15 protein-coding genes and 1 other annotated feature are annotated in these 17147 nt (G+C 50.3%); of the genes, 9 read left to right on the forward strand and 6 right to left on the reverse strand.

The genetic code is table 11. The features are described from left to right. Positions 1-17 precede the first annotated feature (17 nt). A complete protein-coding gene (locus ACQY6F_RS04175) occupies positions 18-1322 on the reverse strand; it encodes a GGDEF domain-containing protein (protein WP_428772424.1) in 1305 nt (434 codons plus the stop codon). Between the two features lie 303 nt (positions 1323-1625). On the opposite strand from ACQY6F_RS04175, the gene ACQY6F_RS04180 reads away from it, so the two are divergent. The 3 genes from ACQY6F_RS04180 (at position 1626) to ACQY6F_RS04190 (ending at position 5260) form a co-directional block, all read left to right on the forward strand. Next, positions 1626-2456: a DUF2797 domain-containing protein gene (locus ACQY6F_RS04180; protein ID WP_428772425.1), complete on the forward strand. Its 831-nt coding sequence runs from the start codon at positions 1626-1628 to the stop codon at positions 2454-2456. Between the two features lie 635 nt (positions 2457-3091). After that, a complete protein-coding gene (yiaY, locus tag ACQY6F_RS04185; RefSeq protein ID WP_428772427.1) occupies positions 3092-4240 on the forward strand; it encodes an L-threonine dehydrogenase in 1149 nt (382 codons plus the stop codon). A gap of 159 nt (positions 4241-4399) precedes the next feature. Next, positions 4400-5260 (forward strand): helix-turn-helix domain-containing protein, encoded by an 861-nt coding sequence (locus ACQY6F_RS04190; protein ID WP_428772429.1) that lies wholly within the window; start codon positions 4400-4402, stop codon positions 5258-5260. A gap of 173 nt (positions 5261-5433) precedes the next feature. Here ACQY6F_RS04190 and ACQY6F_RS04195 read toward each other — a convergent pair whose 3' ends face one another. Both ACQY6F_RS04195 and ACQY6F_RS04200 read right to left on the reverse strand, forming a co-directional pair. After that, positions 5434-6660 (reverse strand): cysteine desulfurase-like protein, encoded by a 1227-nt coding sequence (locus ACQY6F_RS04195; RefSeq protein ID WP_428772430.1) that lies wholly within the window; start codon positions 6658-6660, stop codon positions 5434-5436. After that, positions 6644-7303: a 2OG-Fe dioxygenase family protein gene (locus ACQY6F_RS04200; protein ID WP_428772432.1), complete on the reverse strand. Its 660-nt coding sequence runs from the start codon at positions 7301-7303 to the stop codon at positions 6644-6646. The genes ACQY6F_RS04195 and ACQY6F_RS04200 overlap by 17 nt, the downstream gene beginning before the upstream one ends. 452 nt (positions 7304-7755) lie before the next feature. Between ACQY6F_RS04200 and trxB the strand changes: the two genes are divergently transcribed. From trxB to cydC, 3 genes are all read left to right on the forward strand, one after another. Next, the gene (trxB, locus tag ACQY6F_RS04205) at positions 7756-8718 is read left to right on the forward strand and encodes a thioredoxin-disulfide reductase (RefSeq protein ID WP_428772434.1); all 963 of its coding nucleotides are present in this window, start codon (positions 7756-7758) and stop codon (positions 8716-8718) included. A 114-nt stretch (positions 8719-8832) separates the two neighbouring features. Beyond that, complete coding sequence (cydD, locus tag ACQY6F_RS04210) at positions 8833-10620, forward strand: heme ABC transporter permease/ATP-binding protein CydD (protein WP_428772435.1); 1788 nt, start codon at positions 8833-8835, stop codon at positions 10618-10620. Beyond that, positions 10613-12334: a heme ABC transporter ATP-binding protein/permease CydC gene (gene cydC / locus ACQY6F_RS04215; protein ID WP_428772437.1), complete on the forward strand. Its 1722-nt coding sequence runs from the start codon at positions 10613-10615 to the stop codon at positions 12332-12334. The genes cydD and cydC overlap by 8 nt, the downstream gene beginning before the upstream one ends. Before the next feature lie 88 nt (positions 12335-12422). Here cydC and rluB read toward each other — a convergent pair whose 3' ends face one another. From rluB to rnm, 3 genes are all read right to left on the reverse strand, one after another. Then, complete coding sequence (gene rluB / locus ACQY6F_RS04220) at positions 12423-13379, reverse strand: 23S rRNA pseudouridine(2605) synthase RluB (protein ID WP_428772439.1); 957 nt, start codon at positions 13377-13379, stop codon at positions 12423-12425. A gap of 122 nt (positions 13380-13501) precedes the next feature. Then, a complete protein-coding gene (locus tag ACQY6F_RS04225; protein WP_428772440.1) occupies positions 13502-14122 on the reverse strand; it encodes an L-threonylcarbamoyladenylate synthase in 621 nt (206 codons plus the stop codon). 58 nt (positions 14123-14180) lie between these two features. Then, on the reverse strand, positions 14181-15020 hold the full coding sequence (gene rnm / locus ACQY6F_RS04230; protein ID WP_428772442.1) for an RNase RNM: 840 nt from the start codon (positions 15018-15020) through the stop codon (positions 14181-14183). An 84-nt stretch (positions 15021-15104) separates the two neighbouring features. Between rnm and ACQY6F_RS04235 the strand changes: the two genes are divergently transcribed. The 3 genes from ACQY6F_RS04235 to ACQY6F_RS04245 all read left to right on the forward strand — a co-directional run. Then, complete coding sequence (locus ACQY6F_RS04235) at positions 15105-15215, forward strand: Trp operon leader peptide (RefSeq protein ID WP_428772444.1); 111 nt, start codon at positions 15105-15107, stop codon at positions 15213-15215. Next, positions 15162-15264, forward strand: a sequence feature (Trp leader region). It overlaps the preceding gene by 54 nt. Before the next feature lie 123 nt (positions 15265-15387). Continuing rightward, entirely contained in the window at positions 15388-16953 is a 1566-nt protein-coding gene (locus ACQY6F_RS04240; RefSeq protein WP_428772446.1) for an anthranilate synthase component 1, read from the forward strand. 5 nt (positions 16954-16958) lie between these two features. Continuing rightward, the coding region (locus ACQY6F_RS04245; RefSeq protein WP_428772447.1) for a glutamine amidotransferase-related protein at positions 16959-17147 on the forward strand (189 nt) is incomplete at its 3' end.

The following is a 17147-nucleotide window of genomic DNA, read 5'->3' on the forward strand; positions in this document are numbered from 1 at the left end:
GATAACCGAACCTGGCACTATGCAGCTACCCCACTTTCCACCCGGTTGCGGCCATTGCCTTTGGCGTTATACAGCGCATCATCAGCCCGTGCTAAGGTTTCGGTCAGCCGTTCATTACTGAGCTGCGCTACGCCAATACTGGTGGTTAGCGGATCGCCATGGACCCAGAAATGCTGCTCGACCGCGCGGCGGATTTTCTCAGCGGTATCCAGCGCCTGCTCTAAGGTCAGGTTTGGACAGAAGGCGACGAATTCCTCCCCTCCCCAACGCACCAGCTTATGGCTACTGTCTAACTCTTTTAACACCACCATGGTAAATTCGCGCAAAATGTCATCGCCTATCGAATGACCATAATCATCATTAACCCGTTTAAAATGGTCTAAATCCAGATAGAGAATCGACATCACAGGCTTGCGTGGATAGTGATTGTCGAGTAAGGCATCAAACCAGTCTTTCACAGAATGGCGGTTCATCGCTCCGGTCAGCGCATCACGATGGGCCAGTTCCGCGAACTGGATATTTTGTGCCCGCAGGGAATCATTGATCGTTTTCAGATGGTTGTGGCGCGAGTGGGCCTGCATGACCAGACGGCGACTGCGACGTATCTCGTTGACACTAAAACCGATCGCCAAACTCACCCATACTCCCAGCAGCAACAGGAAAAAGTCATCGGCCTGGATATAGGAGCCGACCAACTCAATACTATGTATCGTCATCCGATAGCGACCGATCCCGGCCGCCGAACCGGATGCGAATTCAATTTTGTTCACCCGGCTGTACTCCGGCCCGGAGTGGTCAATAGAGATACTGTTGTCGGCCAGCCACCAGGTCATTACCTGTAAGTGATTGATAGGGATATCAATCGCGCCCCGCCCCACGCCAGGTTGATACTCTAAGCCGTTGTATTTATGAGTGTATTCGTTGTCCGGTACCGAATATTCCGGATTATAGTTGCGCAGATAGAAGCGCATCCGTGGCTGGCTACCATCATCGAGATTGGCAAAATCGATATTGATCCTAGCGGTATGGTAATTGGATAAGTCCAGCCCCACCGTCGGGTCCTGGTCAACATGTATAGAGATCCCACAATAGGGCCAGGGATAAGGACTGCTTCGCAGTACACAGTCAATGACGACTTTGTCATCTTCAACCGTCATGGTGGCCGTTGAGGTGCCTTGGTTGTATCTGTCGTCAGTGGGCAGAAAAATCAATCGCTCCGGCGAAACTCGGTACACTTTCTTATCGCCATACAGGTTATAAATCTGTATCGCGGCTATGGTCAGAACCACCAGGACTATGACTGACTTATGCACTACCTTCAACGGAACACCCTGATTGCTATAAAGTTACTCGAGACGGGATTGGTTTTACTTAACCACAATTATATGACCGGTCTTGACGATTAATACTATTACTTATCTCACCAGTGTTGAAATTTCAGAGTCAGATCGATAAATGCGCAACACCGGCGAGAACAATTACATAGCGAGCTTGGTACCCTGCAGCGGGATAGTTTCTCACGGCACTGAAAACCTGCAGAGCTATGGAGAAAAGCCGCGATGCACCCTGAGCAAAAACGGAAATTTTGTTACACTGGGCCAATCAGAATAACTATGAGTAATGTCATGCCAATACTAGCCACAGGAACGCTCAACAAACTGCGTTCTGACTTAGACCAAACCGTTCACTATCAGCTACCGGTCGGCGATCAGTTGATCGACCTGGACCCTTATATTGGAAAGCAGTTAGTCCTTAGCCATACCGGCAATATCTTTTGCTGCTCGTGCGGCAAAAAAACCAAGAAGAGCTATTCTCAGGGGCACTGTTTCGTCTGCATGAAAAAGCTCGCCAGCTGCGATATGTGCATTATGAAACCCGAAACCTGTCACTATCATGAAGGCACCTGCCGCGAGCCGGAATGGGGCGAACAGAATTGTATGATCGACCACTATGTTTACCTGTCTAACACCTCGAGCCTGAAAGTTGGCATCACTCGCCACAATCAGATCCCGACCCGCTGGATCGACCAGGGCGCCACTCAGGGAATGCCGATATTTAAAGTGAAAACCCGCCGGATTTCCGGTTTGATTGAAGTTGAGCTAGCCAAACATATCGCCGATAAAACCAACTGGCGAGCGCTGCTGAAAGGCGATGGCGAACCGCTGCCACTGGAACAGCAATTTGCCACTCTGCTGCCTCTGGTGGAAGACAAAATCGCCGAAATCAGACAGCAGTTTGGTGACGATGCGATAGAAATCCTCGATGCGCCAATCACTGCCATTCAATACCCGGTGGAGCAGCATCCGGTGAAAATTGTCTCGCACAACTTTGATAAGAACCCGATAGTCAGCGGCATCCTGCAAGGCATCAAAGGGCAATACCTGATATTTGATACTGGCGTGATCAATATCCGTAAATTCACCTCATACGAAGTGGAAGTCAGCGATAGCGAATAGACAGCGACAATGATTACCCACGGGCGGCATGCTCGCCCGTGTAAGCGGAAAAACGCAAGTTCTCACTGCTTTTCATAGCACTTCTCGCTAACTTGCCCCTCCCACAAAAATATAATGAATACCAATCTTGATAATCAATATGTCAACATGGTTCGTAGTATTGGTTCATTCCAGGGTTGAGGTCTGAATTTCTGCACAATACCCATAAGTAATTTAGGTATTACTTATGGGAACAACACTTACTCAACCAAGTTAGCAGGCTCGCAGGGCTAGAAATGCCCGAAACTCAATATATCGTCTGAATTTTGATCGCTTTAGCTAGGATTTACTCATGAACTAAGTTAGTCAAAGCCGGTCTCCTTTCAAAAATTTATTAATTTTCTGCTAGTTAATTTTCAACCCCAACTGCGCCTTGTTCGACCTATATTGCCACTTCTTTGAAGTCCTTCTCATATATCTAGCACTTAAATATCAAATAGTTATGTCACATCGAACTGCTTAACTAAAAAAACGACTATTTCTATAAAATCAGCGCTAGTTTCAAAGTTACTACCGCTGCTAACCTGAGTTCAGTAGATCGGGCCGATTCATTGGCCTTAGATAAATAGTTTTTTTAAAGTTAAACGAGGTAGTGCATGTCAAACGCATTCTATATTCCATCTTTGAACCTAATGGGGGCAGGTTGCCTTGCTGATGCAGTAAAAGTCATTAAAAGTCATGGTTTTCGTAAAGCTCTGATTGTTACAGACAACGTTCTAAACAAAATTGGGGCGGTAAACAAACTGAAAACGTTACTTGACGATGTGCAAGTCGCTACAGTGGTTTTCGACGAAACTAAACCTAACCCAACCATTGAAAACGTAAACAATGGTCTAGCGTTGTTAAAAGAACATGGTTGTGATTGCGTTATCTCGTTTGGTGGAGGTTCTCCTCATGACTGCGCAAAAGGTATTGCTCTGCTAGCGACCAATGGCGGCGAAATTAAAGATTACGAAGGAGTGGATGTGTCTAAAAAGCCGCAACTTCCTCTTATAGCGATTAATACGACTGCTGGCACCGCATCAGAAATGACCCGTTTCTGCATTATTACTGACGAAGCCCGTCATATTAAAATGGCTATCGTTGACAAACACGTCACGCCAATTATCTCAGTAAATGATCCTGAGCTAATGTTAGCCAAGCCCGCCTCACTTACAGCAGCAACAGGTATGGATGCGCTAACCCACGCAATCGAAGCCTACGTTTCTGTAGCAGCTACACCAGTAACAGATGCATCTGCAATAAAAGCGATTGAAATGATTCAAGCGAACTTACGTGAGGCGGTTGCCAACGGCAACAATCTAGAAGCACGTGATAATATGGCATATGCACAGTTTATGGCAGGTATGGCATTTAACAATGCGTCTCTTGGCTACGTTCACGCCATTGCCCACCAATTAGGTGGCTTCTATGACCTACCACATGGTGTTTGTAACGCAGTATTGCTTCCTCATGTTCAGCAATATAATGCTCATGTTGCACCAGAACGCTTAGCTGATGTTGCACGTGCAATGGGTGTCAACACGACTGGTATGAGTAATGAACAAGCTGCAAACGCAGGCCTAGACGCTATTCGTCAACTATCAAAAGACGTTAATATTCCTGCAGGTCTGAAAGATCTCGGCGTGAAATCTGATGATTTTGATGTGCTAGCAGAAAACGCGCTCAAAGATGCTTGTGGTTTCACTAACCCGAAACAAGCTACACATGAAGAGATTGTTGGCATCTTAGCCGCGGCATTATAAGGCCTAAGACTTCGACTAAGGTTTTGAAACTGCAGGTAAAAAGTTAGCCTGCAGTTTTGTTTATAAATGATGTAGGGTAATCTAACCCAGATCAATACCGAAATATTTTCTCCTGCCTATTATGACTCCCTCCATCATAATCGGAGTAAAACACCAATTATGCACGCGTTACGCAACTTTGGTCGCATCGCAGAGCGAGAGTATGCGCTGAATGCAGGTCAGATCAAATTACTCTATTACACTCTCCCTAAAGACTTTCATGATGAATATCATTCATATGAAGCACCGCGCCTTTGCACCATAATACAGGGGAAAAAATCCGTACGAGTTAACCAGTCAGAAGCCTTTGACTATCAAAGCGACGAGTTTGTATTACTCTCACCAAACTCCAATATCCATATGAAGATGCCAGAATACACCAAGGCTTTGGTTTATGAGTTCAACCAACTGCTCATAGAAAAAGTAGCTCAGCGTGTGTCCGATTACTTAGAAGTCGATAGCTCCTTGAGCGCTCTGGACTCAAAGAGCTTTGTGGTCAACCCTATCGAGAAACGGGTGGAGGCACTGCATAAAAGGATGCTGGATATTCTTCATGAACAAGAAGCGGGCATGGAGTTTTTGATAGAATTGACAGGCCAAGAGTTAGTATTTGAGCTTCTGCGGAGCAATACGTGCCAAAGTATCATTACTGTAAGTCAAACTCATCCGATTAATCGCGCAATACGCTTAATGAGTTCAACTGAGGGGATGCAATTGTCATTGTCTCAGGTCGCAGAAGAAGTGGGGATGTCGCTTTCAAGCTTTTCGCAAAGGTTTAAAATGATGACTGAACAAACTCCCAAACAGTATCTGACTCAAGCACGCCTTAAAGCCGCACAACGTCATTTGTCATACATGTCGGTGACTGATGCAGCCTATGAGACCGGGTATAACAATATTTCTCACTTTATTCGTTTATTTAAAGGTGAGTTTGGGCAAACGCCCAAGCAATACCAACACTCTATAAAGCGTTTAAACTAGTCTCATTGTATATAAAAATTTATAGTTACAAGTTACATTCGGATCAGTTGAACTGTGACACTATTGGCTATTCACCCAAAGCAGTAGAAGCAAAAATGAGTTAGCTAGTGGCGAAATCTAAAAAAGCCGCCCTGACCATCTGGTGAGGGCGGCTTTTCAATCCAATTCCACTACTACAGCGATTCGAGTGCGTCGAACAGTCGATCGACTTCTTCCAGGGTGTTGTAGTGCATAAAGCCAATCCGCACCACACCGCCAGTGGATTCCAGCCCTAACTGGCGCACCAGTCCCAGAGCGTAGAAGTGGCCGTTCCAGACACAGATATTGCTTTCACCCAGTGCCTGAGCCACCAATTCCGGCGGGAAACGCTCGAACGTCAGCGCAAATGTCGGCGTACGTAACTCACTGTCTGCCACATCCCTGCCCCACAGTTTAACGCCATCCAGCTTGGCCAGACGCGCCAGGAAACGCTCACTCAGCGCTTGCTCGTGCTGGTTATAGGCACGAAAACTGTCTGCAAGGCGCTGACGCAGCTTATCGCCCGGCTTGCCCCACTGGGCCAGATAGTCGATTGCCGCGATCACCCCGGCTAAGCCTTCAAAACTCTGGGTTCCGGTTTCAAAGCGGCCCGGGCCAATGTTGGTTGCAGGTTCCACTTTGTAGGGCTCTAATGCATGCAGCCATTGCGGGGCAACATAAGCAATCCCGACGTGGGGGCCAAAAAACTTATATGCCGAGCAGGCCAGGAAATCACAGCCCAGCGCCTGCACATCAATCAGGTGATGCGGCGCATAGTGGACCGCGTCCACATACACCAGCGCGCCAACTTTATGGGCCGCCTGCACGACTTTATGCACATCGACAATACTGCCAGTGGTGTTGGATGCATAAGTCAGCGCCACCAGGCGGGTGTTCGGGTTCAGCAGACTGATCAGGTGATCCACATCCAGGCTGCAGTCCGCTTCAGTCACCGGCACCTGATGAAGGGTAACCCCCTTGTCTTCGGCGGCTTGCTGCCAGCTGGAGACGTTTGAGTAATGATCCAGCGCGGTGACGATCACTTCATCGCCCAGTTGCCAGTCGCGACTGATCGCCCGGCTGAGCTGAAACGTCAACGAGGTCATATTGGCGCCAAATACAATATTGCCGGACGATTCGGCATTGAGCAGCGCCTGTACCGACTCACGAGCACGTTGCATCAGCTCAGTGGTAATCCGGCTGGAAAAATAGTGGCCACCGAGATTGGCGTTGTACTGGCCCAGATAATCACACATGGCGTCCAGCACGCTGGTCGGCACCTGCGAGCCACCGGGGCCGTCGAGAAAAGTCACCGGCAAGTCATTATGACGTTGCGATAATGCCCGGAATTGGCTTCTGGCTTGTTCAGGAGTGAAATGCATGCTCAGCACCTTTTGCGGTTAATACAAACAGATCCATATGACCTTGCTGGCCGTTTTTCATCGACCGGATCGGGCTAGCGTTGTGCCACAATTTGGCATCATCTAGCAGAGCCACTTCACCATTATTCAGTACCTTACGGAAGAACGGCGCTTCATGACGATCTTGATAAAGCATTATTTCACCGCCTTCGACATTTTGACGGTTGATACTGACCAAAGCGATATGGTCGAAGCCATCCTGGTGGACGCCTTCTGGGGCGACTTGAGTTTCATCAAACACGGCAGCAATTCTGATCTGGTGGATTTCGATTTCCTGGCCGTTGGATAAACCATTGCTGGCCATAAACAGCTCACACATTTCGCGCATGCCTTCACTGGTCAGTGTCGAGCGCAGAATGGGTTCAAACTGGCGAACTACGTTACCCTGAAAACGGTTAATATCGTCACTCTGAACAAAGTCATGTTTGTCCTGCTCCACGACCACGCCATCAAGGTAACGTACCACGGAGTAACGACGCAGGCGGTACTGGCCATCGGCGTGATCTGTGTTGGGCAGTTCGGCAAAAGATGGCGATAACTGAGCAATCGCGTCCTGGCTTAGCTGAGTCAAATGTAGGGTTTTTTCGTGCTGATGTAACATCATCTACTCCTTAATCACATTACATTTCCTGCTGTTTTTGTTAACAAGCAATTAACAACCAAGCATACGCATTTATCTGGCAAAATCAAATTTTCACCATCTATAATTCCAAATTACATTAATTTTTAAGATGTATATCTGGTTAAAGGCTATTTTGTGGTGATATCCACCAGTTTTCTTCATCGACAGATGCAAAAACCAGTACGGATCACTGGCAGCAATCGGCGGGTCTATACCCCACAGGGGATTCCAGTGATTTATACGGCTTAAACAGACTATTGCAGTCGTTCTAATCTATAACAAAATTATTGATCGGCATTGCTCAGCAACGCTTTAAATCCCGCGGCGATTTACCTACAATCGATGGTTATCTGAATCCCGCTTTTGCCTGTCATATCTCGCAGATCAGGTTGGCAAAACGGCGAACGTATAACGTCATCGTGAATGGAGCGCAAATGAGCGACGTCAAACACTGTAATTTACTCATTCTTGGTTCGGGCCCAGCGGGATATACCGCCGCGGTATACGCAGCGCGCGCCAATCTGAAACCGGTACTGGTTACCGGTATGCAACAAGGCGGTCAGTTGACCACCACCACCGAAGTGGAAAACTGGCCAGGTGATGCGGAAGGTCTCACCGGTCCTGCCCTGATGGACAGGATGAAAGAGCACGCAGAGCGCTTTGAAACCGAAATCGTCTTTGACCATATCAATCAGGTAGAACTGGGCCAGCGTCCATTTCGCCTTAAAGGCGACAGCGGTGAATACAGCTGTGACGCGTTGATTATTTCGACCGGTGCATCGGCTAAATACTTAGGCCTAGAGTCTGAAGAAGCCTTTAAAGGCCGCGGCGTATCGGCTTGTGCCACCTGCGACGGATTCTTTTACCGTAACCAGAAAGTGGCCGTGGTTGGCGGCGGCAATACCGCGGTGGAAGAAGCGCTCTACCTGGCTAACATTGCCTCGGAAGTGCACCTGATTCACCGCCGTGAAGGCTTCCGCGCAGAAAAAATTCTGCTCAAACGCCTGATGGACAAAGTAGAAAATGGGAATATCATCCTGCATACCGACCGAACTCTGGATCAAGTGTTGGGCGATGACATGGGGGTCACCGGAGTACGCATTAAAGACACTCAGTCTGATGCCACTGAAGATCTGGATGTCATGGGCGTGTTTATCGCCATCGGCCACCAGCCAAATACCGACATATTCCAGGGCCAGCTCGAGATGAAAAACGGTTATATTCAGGTGCAGTCCGGCCTGGAAGGCAACGCTACTCAGACCAGTATCGAGGGCGTATTTGCCGCTGGCGACGTGATGGATCACACCTACCGTCAGGCCATTACCTCGGCGGGAACCGGTTGTATGGCCGCTTTGGACGCCGAGCGCTATCTGGACAGTCAGGAATCGGTTGCTTAAGTCACCTTTTTGTACCCAGATTCAAAACCTTAAAACCCGGCGGTATTCCCGCTGGGTTTTCTTTTGTATAATGCCCGCTTTCTCCTATAACAATTCTCATTAAGCCTTTCTAAAATGGATAAAAAGAAACAACGCAGTTTGAATGCCTGGCTTAAACAGCAGAGCAAACTGGCCAAACGCTGGATGATGCTGGCTGTTGGTCTGGGTTTGCTGTCAAGCGTGTTACTGCTGGGTCAGGCTGCTCTGCTGGCCACTATTCTGAGTCAGCTGATCATTGACCAGGTCGACAAAGTCACCCTGTTACCTCACTTCGCCGGTCTGGCAGTGATCATCGCCTTACGCGCGGGTTGTGCCTGGGGCCGTGAGATTGCCGGTTTCCACTGCGGCGCGGAAATCCGTATTTACATTCGCCAGTTAATTTTAGATAAGCTTCGTGAGCTTGGCCCCGCCTACATCAAGGGCAAACCGGCTGGCGCCTGGGCTACCCTGGTGTTGGAACAAGTGGAAAATATGCACGACTTCTTCGCCCGCTATTTACCACAAATGTCACTGTCGGTGATGATCCCATTCGTCATTCTGATCGTGGTCTTTCCGGTCAACTGGGCGGCTGGATTAATTTTCCTGCTGACGGCTCCGCTGGTTCCGTTTTTTATGGCACTGGTCGGCATGAAAGCCGCTGATGCCAACCGCAAAAACTTCAAAGCGCTGCAACGTCTGTCCGGCCATTTTTATGATCGCCTGCAGTCGATGACCACCATTCGCCTGTTTGACCGTACTCAAGCCGAAACGGAAATCATGCAAGGTGCCTCAGAGGTATTTCGTACCCGAACCATGGACGTGCTTAAAATCGCCTTCCTCTCTTCAGCGGTACTGGAATTTTTTACTTCGGTTTCTATCGCAGTCACCGCAGTTTACTTTGGCTTCAGCTATATCGGAGAGCTCGACTTCGGCCATTACGGAGCCGGCGTATCTCTGTTAGCCGGACTGTTTATCCTCATCCTGGCACCGGAGTTTTATCAGCCACTGCGCGATTTAGGGACTTACTATCACGCCAAGCAGCAAGCGGTGGGCGCCGCGGAAAGCATCGTGGAGTTTTTGCAGATCGATGCGGCGACGCTGACCGGTGGCAATCAACCGATTTCTGATAGTAAACAGGTCACCATTGAAGCCAAAGAGCTGGAAATTTTCAGCCCGGACGGTCAGAAGCTGGCCGGGCCGCTTAGCTTTACCCTGCCGCTGGATAAAACCACCGCCCTGGTAGGCCCAAGCGGCGCGGGCAAAACCAGCCTGGTTAATACCCTGCTTGGTTTTCTGCCGTATCAGGGCAGCCTGACCATTAACGGGCAGGAGCTGAATAAGACGGACATCGCCCAGTGGCGACAAAACATTAGTTGGGTTGGCCAGAACCCTCTTTTGCTGCATGGCAGCATCCGTGAAAACATTACTCTGGGTAAAAGGCAAGTATCCGATGCTGAGATTCAACAGGTGGTCAAAGACGCCAAGGCGGATGAATTTGTCGACCGTCATGGTCTGGATTACCCGATTTCTGACCGCTCCGGCGGTTTGTCTGTGGGTCAGGCGCAGCGACTGGCTTTGGCCCGTGCGATGTTGCAAAACGGCCAGTTCTGGCTGCTCGACGAGCCGACGGCAAGCCTGGATGCCCGCAGTGAAAGACTGGTAATGGAGAGCTTGTCGCAGCAGATCCAAGGCAAAACCAGCCTGATGGTGACGCACCAGCTGGCACCCTTACAGCAGGTGGACCAGATTCTGGTCATGCAGGATGGTCACATCGTGCAAAGCGGCGATTTTGCCACTTTACAACAGCAACAAGGCCTGTTTCAGCAGATGCTGGCAGCCAGTCAACAAACTGATGTCGAACAGAAGGGAAACTTAGATGCGTGATTTACTCCCTTACCTAAAACTGTACAAAAAACACTGGTTCGGCCTGACAATGGGTATGTTGTTGGCCATGTTCACCCTGTTTGCGTCGATTGGCCTGCTGACCCTGTCCGGTTGGTTTATCTCCGCTGCAGCGGTAGCTGGCCTGACCGTGGCGCGGGAAACCTTTAACTACATGCTGCCGGGTGCCTTTATTCGCGGCATGGCGATCGGCCGCACCGCCGGTCGCTGGGGTGAGCGGGTGGTCAGCCACAACGCCACCTTTAAGCTGCTGACCGATTTACGGCTGTTTTTCTTTAAAAAACTAGCACCTCTGATCCCTGGCCGGATCGGTAGTCTGCGTGATGCTGACCTGCTAAACCGCCTGGTCGCCGACGTTGATGCAATGGATCACGTTTACCTGCGCCTGATCAGCCCGGTCACCGTTGGCGTGTTGGGCATTGCTGCCATTACCGCCCTGCTTTCCTGGTTCGATCCGCAACTCGGTCTGCTGCTGGGCGCTATCCTGCTGGTACTGTTGATCACCTGGCCGATACTGTTTTACCGGCTGGGTAAAAATAACGGCCGCGACCTGACTCAGAATAAAGCCGCACTGCGTATCACCACACTGGACTGGTTACAGGGTTACAGTGAGCTGACTCTGTTTGGCGCAGAAAAAGCCTATCGCGACAAAATCTTTGCCGCCCAGGCCAGTTTGTTGCAAAACCAGAAAGTTAACGCCCATTTCAGCGGTCTGGCTCAGGCACTGTTGATGCTGGCAAACGGCTGGGCGCTGGTGTTGATCCTCTGGCTGGCTGCTGGCGGTGTCGCCGGACAGGCGCCTGATCCTATGGTGGCGATGATGGCGTTTGCTACCATGGCCAGTTTTGAGCTGTTGATGCCGATAGCCGGTGCCTTCCAGCACCTTGGCCAGACCCTAACGTCTGCCAAGCGACTCAACGAAGTGATCCTGTCCGAACCGACGGTGCGTTTCTCCGACCAGGTTAGTGAGATTGACCAGCCTTATTCTGTCGCCTTTAATAACGTCGAGTTCTGTTACCCGGACAGCCAACAAGCGGCATTAAAGCAGGTCAACCTTGACGTCGCCGCCCAGCAGAAAGTCGCTATTGTCGGTCAGACTGGCTCCGGCAAGTCAACTTTAATCCAGCTGATCTCCCGCTACTGGGACCCTCAGCAAGGCACGGTATCTATCGCAGGCCGGCCATTAACCGAGTGGAACGAAAGCCAGTTGCGCAGTGCCGTCGGGGTGGTCAGTCAGCGTGTCGATATCCTGAACGGTAGCTTACGCGACAACCTGACCATGGCGAAAGCTGATGCCGACGATGCGCTGCTGGAAAGCACACTCCAGTCAGTCGGGCTTGGCAAACTGTTGGATGCACCAGGCCTAGATTGCTGGCTGGGTGACGGCGGACGGCAACTGTCCGGCGCTGAAAAACGTCGTATCGGCATTGCCCGCGCACTGCTGCATGATGCCCCTATCCTGTTGCTGGACGAACCGACCGAAGGGCTGGACAAGCAGACTGAGCAGCAGATTATGGCGCTGTTTTCTAAGCATTTCAGCAACAAAACGGTGCTGTTTATTACCCACCGGCTTGTTCACCTGGATAAGATGGATGCGATCTGCCTGATCGAACAGGGTGAAATTGTCGAATACGGTAGCCATCAGCAACTGATGCAGCAGCAAGGTCGTTATTACCAGCTCAATCAAACGCTCTGAGTGGTTTAACCGATACAAAAAACGCAGCTTTCGCTGCGTTTTTTTATTTGGCGCTTCAGCCAGACTGGCGAAAACTCGCCGGATAATGTTACTGCTGCGGTTTACCGCCGCGACGATTCTGACTGCGGCCACCTTGATTGCCAGCAGGCTTGCGGCGTTTGGTGGAATTACTGCTGCCGCGACCCTGTGGATTATTCACCCGTTCTTCATGGCGTTTCACCGCACGACGGATCTTCTGGCTGCGGGCGCGTTCACGCTTACGAGAGGTGTTGTCTTTGTTCAGGTCGAGCATGGTTTGTTTTTCAGGACGCAGCTCTACCAGCTCACGCAAATAGTTGACCTCTTTCAGGTCCAGCTCCATCCATCCGCCGCGAGGAAGTTTTTTGTCCAGGTAGATTTCACCGTAACGGACCCGCTTCAGACGGCTGACGGTACACTCCTGAGATTCCCACAAACGACGAACTTCGCGGTTGCGGCCTTCGTTAATCACCACATAGAAGGTATGGTTCATACCTTCACCACCGGCATAAACCACGTCTTCAAAGCGAGCCAGACCATCGTCCAGTTCAACGCCGTTTACCAGGTGACGGATCTTGTGTTCATTCACTTCACCGAATACGCGCACCAGATATTCACGCTCTACCTGACGGCTCGGGTGCATCAGACGATTGGCCAACTCGCCATCGGTGGTAAACAACAACAGACCTGAAGTATTAGCATCCAGACGGCCGACCGAAATCCAGCGTGAGCCGCGAATTTTTGGCAAACGGTCAAATACAGTGCGACGACCCTCAGGATCGTGACGGGTACACAGCTCACCTTCTGGCTTGTAGTAAGCCAATACGCGGCAGATCACTTCTTCTTGTGCTTTGGCCGATACAACATGTCCGTCGATGCGGACTACGGCGTTTTCGTCTTCAAGTCGTTCTCCCAACTTGGCGACGACACCGTTGACGCTGACGCGTCCGGCCTTAATCAGCGCTTCCAACTCTCGGCGAGAGCCATGACCTGCTCGTGCTAATACCTTCTGTAGTTTTTCGTTCATTTAGTTACCTATGTGTCGTCTTCTCAGACGTCGATAAAGATGCGGCAATTTTGCGGCCGCACATTATCGCAAATGATCACCAAAAAAGCATTATATTTTGCAGTGGTTATCTGCCTATAACCTTATTCAAACGGCGTCGGGTCTCCGGCACCAATGCGGGCAATCACGGGTTCACCGTCACTAAAGTCAACCACCGTGGTCGGCTGTTCACCCAGGTAGCCACCATTGAGGATCACATCCACCGCATGCTCCAGCTTGTCACGAATATCTTCCGGGTCTGATTCGGTATGTTGATTACCCGGCAAAATAAGCGAGGTCGACATCATTGGCTCGCCCATCGCTTCCAACAGATCCAGTGCGATACGGTTATCGGGCACCCGGATACCGATGGTTTTGCGTTTGGCGTTCATCAGGCGGCGCGGAACTTCTTTAGTCCCTTTGAAAATGAAAGTGTATGGGCCAGGCGTGTTGTTCTTCAACAACCGGAACGCAGTGTTGTCTACCCTGGCGTACAGCGACAATTCCGACAGATCGCGACACAACAGCGTGAAATTGTGTTTATCATCCAGACGACGGATCTGGCAGATACGATCCAGCGCTTGCTTATTCTCCAACTGGCAACCCAGCGCATAACCTGAGTCGGTTGGGTAAACCACCACGCCGCCATTGCGAATAATTGCCACTGCCTGACTGATAAGACGTGCTTGTGGGTTATCAGGGTGTACGTAAAAAAATTGGCTCATTGTCATTCCTCATTATCGAGTCTCTCGACTCTATAGCGATTGGGAAAGTGAATGCGGATCAAGAGTCTAATCCCCAATCGGTCCAAACGGGCTCCACTCCAGCGGGCAGCCAGAGATTCCGGCCCAGTTCCATCCAGGGAGAGGGATAATGAAAGTCACTGCCCTGTGATGCTAATAGTTTGTATTGTATAGCATAATCGGCTAAGTTGCGTCTTTCTTGAGGCGCTTGTTGCGGTTGTGCCACTTCCATCGCATCACCATCCGCTTCAACAAACGCCGTAAGCAGACGTTTTACCCACTTTGCCGTTAATTGGTAACGCCCCGGATGGGCTAACACCGCTTTGCCTCCCGCAGCATGAATCGCCCCAACAGCCTCTGCCATGCTGCACCAGTTTGGCGGCACATAGCCGGGATTTCCTCGAGTCATATATTTTACAAACACCTGTTGCATAGTTTTCGCATAGCCATTTTCGACCAGCCAGGTGGCAAAATGGGCCCGGGTAATGGGTGCATCACCGGCGATGCCTTTAACCTGTTGCAACAACTCTGGCTGGGTCACTTTGGCCAGGCGTTCGGCCATCAGCTCCGCGCGTGCTACCCGGCGCTGCTGTTGCTGCTCAATTAACGCGGTTAATTGTGGATGCTGTGGGTCAATATTCAGCCCGACAATATGAATGTCTTTATTTTGCCAGCAAGTTGAAATCTCAATGCCATTAATTAGCCGGATAGGCAACTGTTTGTCTTCGATATAGCGACGGGCCGGAGCCAGCGCCTCTGTTGTATCGTGATCCGTAATCGCCAGTACATTGATGTCAAAACCCACCGCCCTGTCGATTAATTGTTCAACACTAAATCGCCCATCGGACGCCGTAGTGTGACTGTGTAGATCAATTCTCATTAATTCCTATCTTTTCGCTTGACTTTAACCGCTTGCACTAGTTAACTAGTACGCAACAACAAAGTACCTGACTTAAGGCTCAACATGTTACAAGAATTTAACCAAAACCGGCAAATCAATCGCTCTGCAGTCAATGTTGAGCTGAACTGGTGGCGCACTTGGACAAGTTCTTGGTGGGCTAACGTGTACTTCTAAATTATAGAATTGAATCCGAAAAGCCCGCTTACAACGCGGGCTTTTTTCATTTTTTCGTCATACCCAATTTGATTGCATAAAAATTCAACAGAATGGTTAAAATCCTAATTGGGCATGGTTACGCTTTGTGCCAATATGTACAAAGCAGGTCAAAAAGAATTGAGGAGGTCTTGTGAACAAGGCCATACAAATAAAACAGCAAGCAGCAATTTCCACTATCGATAATACGGTGCCCTATACCCAGGATCCGACCCGCTTGTTTCACACTCTGTGCGAGAACAAAACCGATAGCCTGTTATTGGAGTCGGCTGAAATCGACTCAAAACAGAATCTAAAGAGCTTACTGATCGTCGACTCTGCGGTACGTATCGTGTGCAATGGTCATCAGGTGACCATGAACGCGTTGAGTGATAACGGCCGTCAGCTTCTGGATATCATCAGCCACAATCTGGTGGATGGTATTGCAGAACGCCCTGAGCCAAATCAACTGATCCTGACTTTTGGTCAGCCTGACGACAGTCTGGACGAAGACTCCCGTTTACGTGAAGCGTCCAGCTTCGACGCCCTGCGCCTGGTCCAGCACAGCTTTGATCTGTCCGGACACGATAAGTTTGCCCTGTTCCTGGGCGGGTTGTTTGCCTATGACCTGGTTGCCAACTTTGAGCCGCTGGGTGGTGCTGACAGCATTAACCAGTGCCCGGATTATGTCTTCTACGTGGCGGAAACCATGCTGGTGGTCGACCACCAACAACAAACCTGCTTTGCCCATGCCACCCTGTTTGGCGATAACCAACAAAACTGCGCGATGCTGACCGAACGGTTAGACCAGATCGCGCAGCAGTGCCAGAGCCTCAAACCGCTACCGAACGCCAACAAACTGACCGAGGTTGACGTTGCCACCAATATCTCCGATGAAGAGTTCTGTCAGGTAGTACAGGATCTTAAGCAGTACGTGGTAAAAGGCGATATCTTCCAGGTGGTTCCGTCGCGCCGCTTTACCCTGCCCTGCCCGTCACCACTGGCTGCTTATAAACAGCTCAAGCAAAGTAATCCCAGCCCTTACATGTTCTATATGCAGGATGAACTGTTCACCCTGTTTGGTGCCTCTCCGGAAAGTGCACTGAAATATGAGACCGACACTAACCAGGTAGAAATCTACCCCATCGCCGGTACCCGCCACCGGGGCAAGTATCCTAACGGCCAGATTGACTTTGACCTCGACAGCCGGATTGAGCTTGAGCTGCGTAGCGATAAAAAAGAGAACGCAGAACATATGATGCTGGTCGACCTGGCCCGTAATGACGTTGCCCGTATTTCAGAGGCTGGTACCCGCCACGTCGCCGATCTACTGAAAGTTGATCGCTACAGCCATGTGATGCATCTGGTGTCGCGTGTGGTCGGCCAGTTGCGAGAGGACTTGGATGCACTGCATGCCTATCAGGCCTGTATGAATATGGGTACTTTAACCGGTGCGCCAAAAATTCGAGCCATGCAGCTGATCCGTCAGGTCGAACAGGCCCGCCGTGGCAGTTACGGTGGCGCCGTGGGTTACCTGACCGGCGAAGGAACGCTGGATACCTGTATCGTGATTCGCTCAGCCTACGTTGAAAACGGCATTGCCCAGGTGCAGGCCGGCGCGGGCGTGGTGTTCGATTCCGACCCGCAATCGGAAGCCGACGAAACCCGCGGTAAAGCCCAGGCGGTTATCTCAGCCATTCAAGCAGCCCATCAGGAGTGAACATCATGGCGAACATAGTCTTTATCGATAATTTTGATTCGTTCACCTACAACCTGGTGGATCAATTCCGTTCACTCGGTCACCACGTAACCATTTACCGAAATCATATCGCAGCCGAAACGGTTCAGCAGGCGATTGAAAAACTGGACAACCCGGTAGTCTTGCTTTCTCCGGGGCCGGGCGCCCCATCCGAA

It is taken from the genome of Vibrio sp. (genome assembly GCF_050299255.1).
GTDB lineage: Bacteria > Pseudomonadota > Gammaproteobacteria > Enterobacterales > Vibrionaceae > Vibrio.

What these genes read in the sequence shown, in the direction of transcription:
- ACQY6F_RS04180 (WP_428772425.1), top strand. Translation starts at nt 1,626, where the DNA reads ATGCCAATACTAGCCACAGGAACGCTCAACAAACTGCGTTCTGACTTA.
- yiaY (WP_428772427.1), top strand. Translation starts at nt 3,092, where the DNA reads ATGTCAAACGCATTCTATATTCCATCTTTGAACCTAATGGGGGCAGGT.
- ACQY6F_RS04190 (WP_428772429.1), top strand. Translation starts at nt 4,400, where the DNA reads ATGCACGCGTTACGCAACTTTGGTCGCATCGCAGAGCGAGAGTATGCG.
- ACQY6F_RS04195 (WP_428772430.1), bottom strand. Translation starts at nt 6,660, where the DNA reads ATGCATTTCACTCCTGAACAAGCCAGAAGCCAATTCCGGGCATTATCG.
- ACQY6F_RS04200 (WP_428772432.1), bottom strand. Translation starts at nt 7,303, where the DNA reads ATGATGTTACATCAGCACGAAAAAACCCTACATTTGACTCAGCTAAGC.
- trxB (WP_428772434.1), top strand. Translation starts at nt 7,756, where the DNA reads ATGAGCGACGTCAAACACTGTAATTTACTCATTCTTGGTTCGGGCCCA.
- cydD (WP_428772435.1), top strand. Translation starts at nt 8,833, where the DNA reads ATGGATAAAAAGAAACAACGCAGTTTGAATGCCTGGCTTAAACAGCAG.
- cydC (WP_428772437.1), top strand. Translation starts at nt 10,613, where the DNA reads ATGCGTGATTTACTCCCTTACCTAAAACTGTACAAAAAACACTGGTTC.
- rluB (WP_428772439.1), bottom strand. Translation starts at nt 13,379, where the DNA reads ATGAACGAAAAACTACAGAAGGTATTAGCACGAGCAGGTCATGGCTCT.
- ACQY6F_RS04225 (WP_428772440.1), bottom strand. Translation starts at nt 14,122, where the DNA reads ATGAGCCAATTTTTTTACGTACACCCTGATAACCCACAAGCACGTCTT.
- rnm (WP_428772442.1), bottom strand. Translation starts at nt 15,020, where the DNA reads ATGAGAATTGATCTACACAGTCACACTACGGCGTCCGATGGGCGATTT.
- ACQY6F_RS04235 (WP_428772444.1), top strand. Translation starts at nt 15,105, where the DNA reads ATGTTACAAGAATTTAACCAAAACCGGCAAATCAATCGCTCTGCAGTC.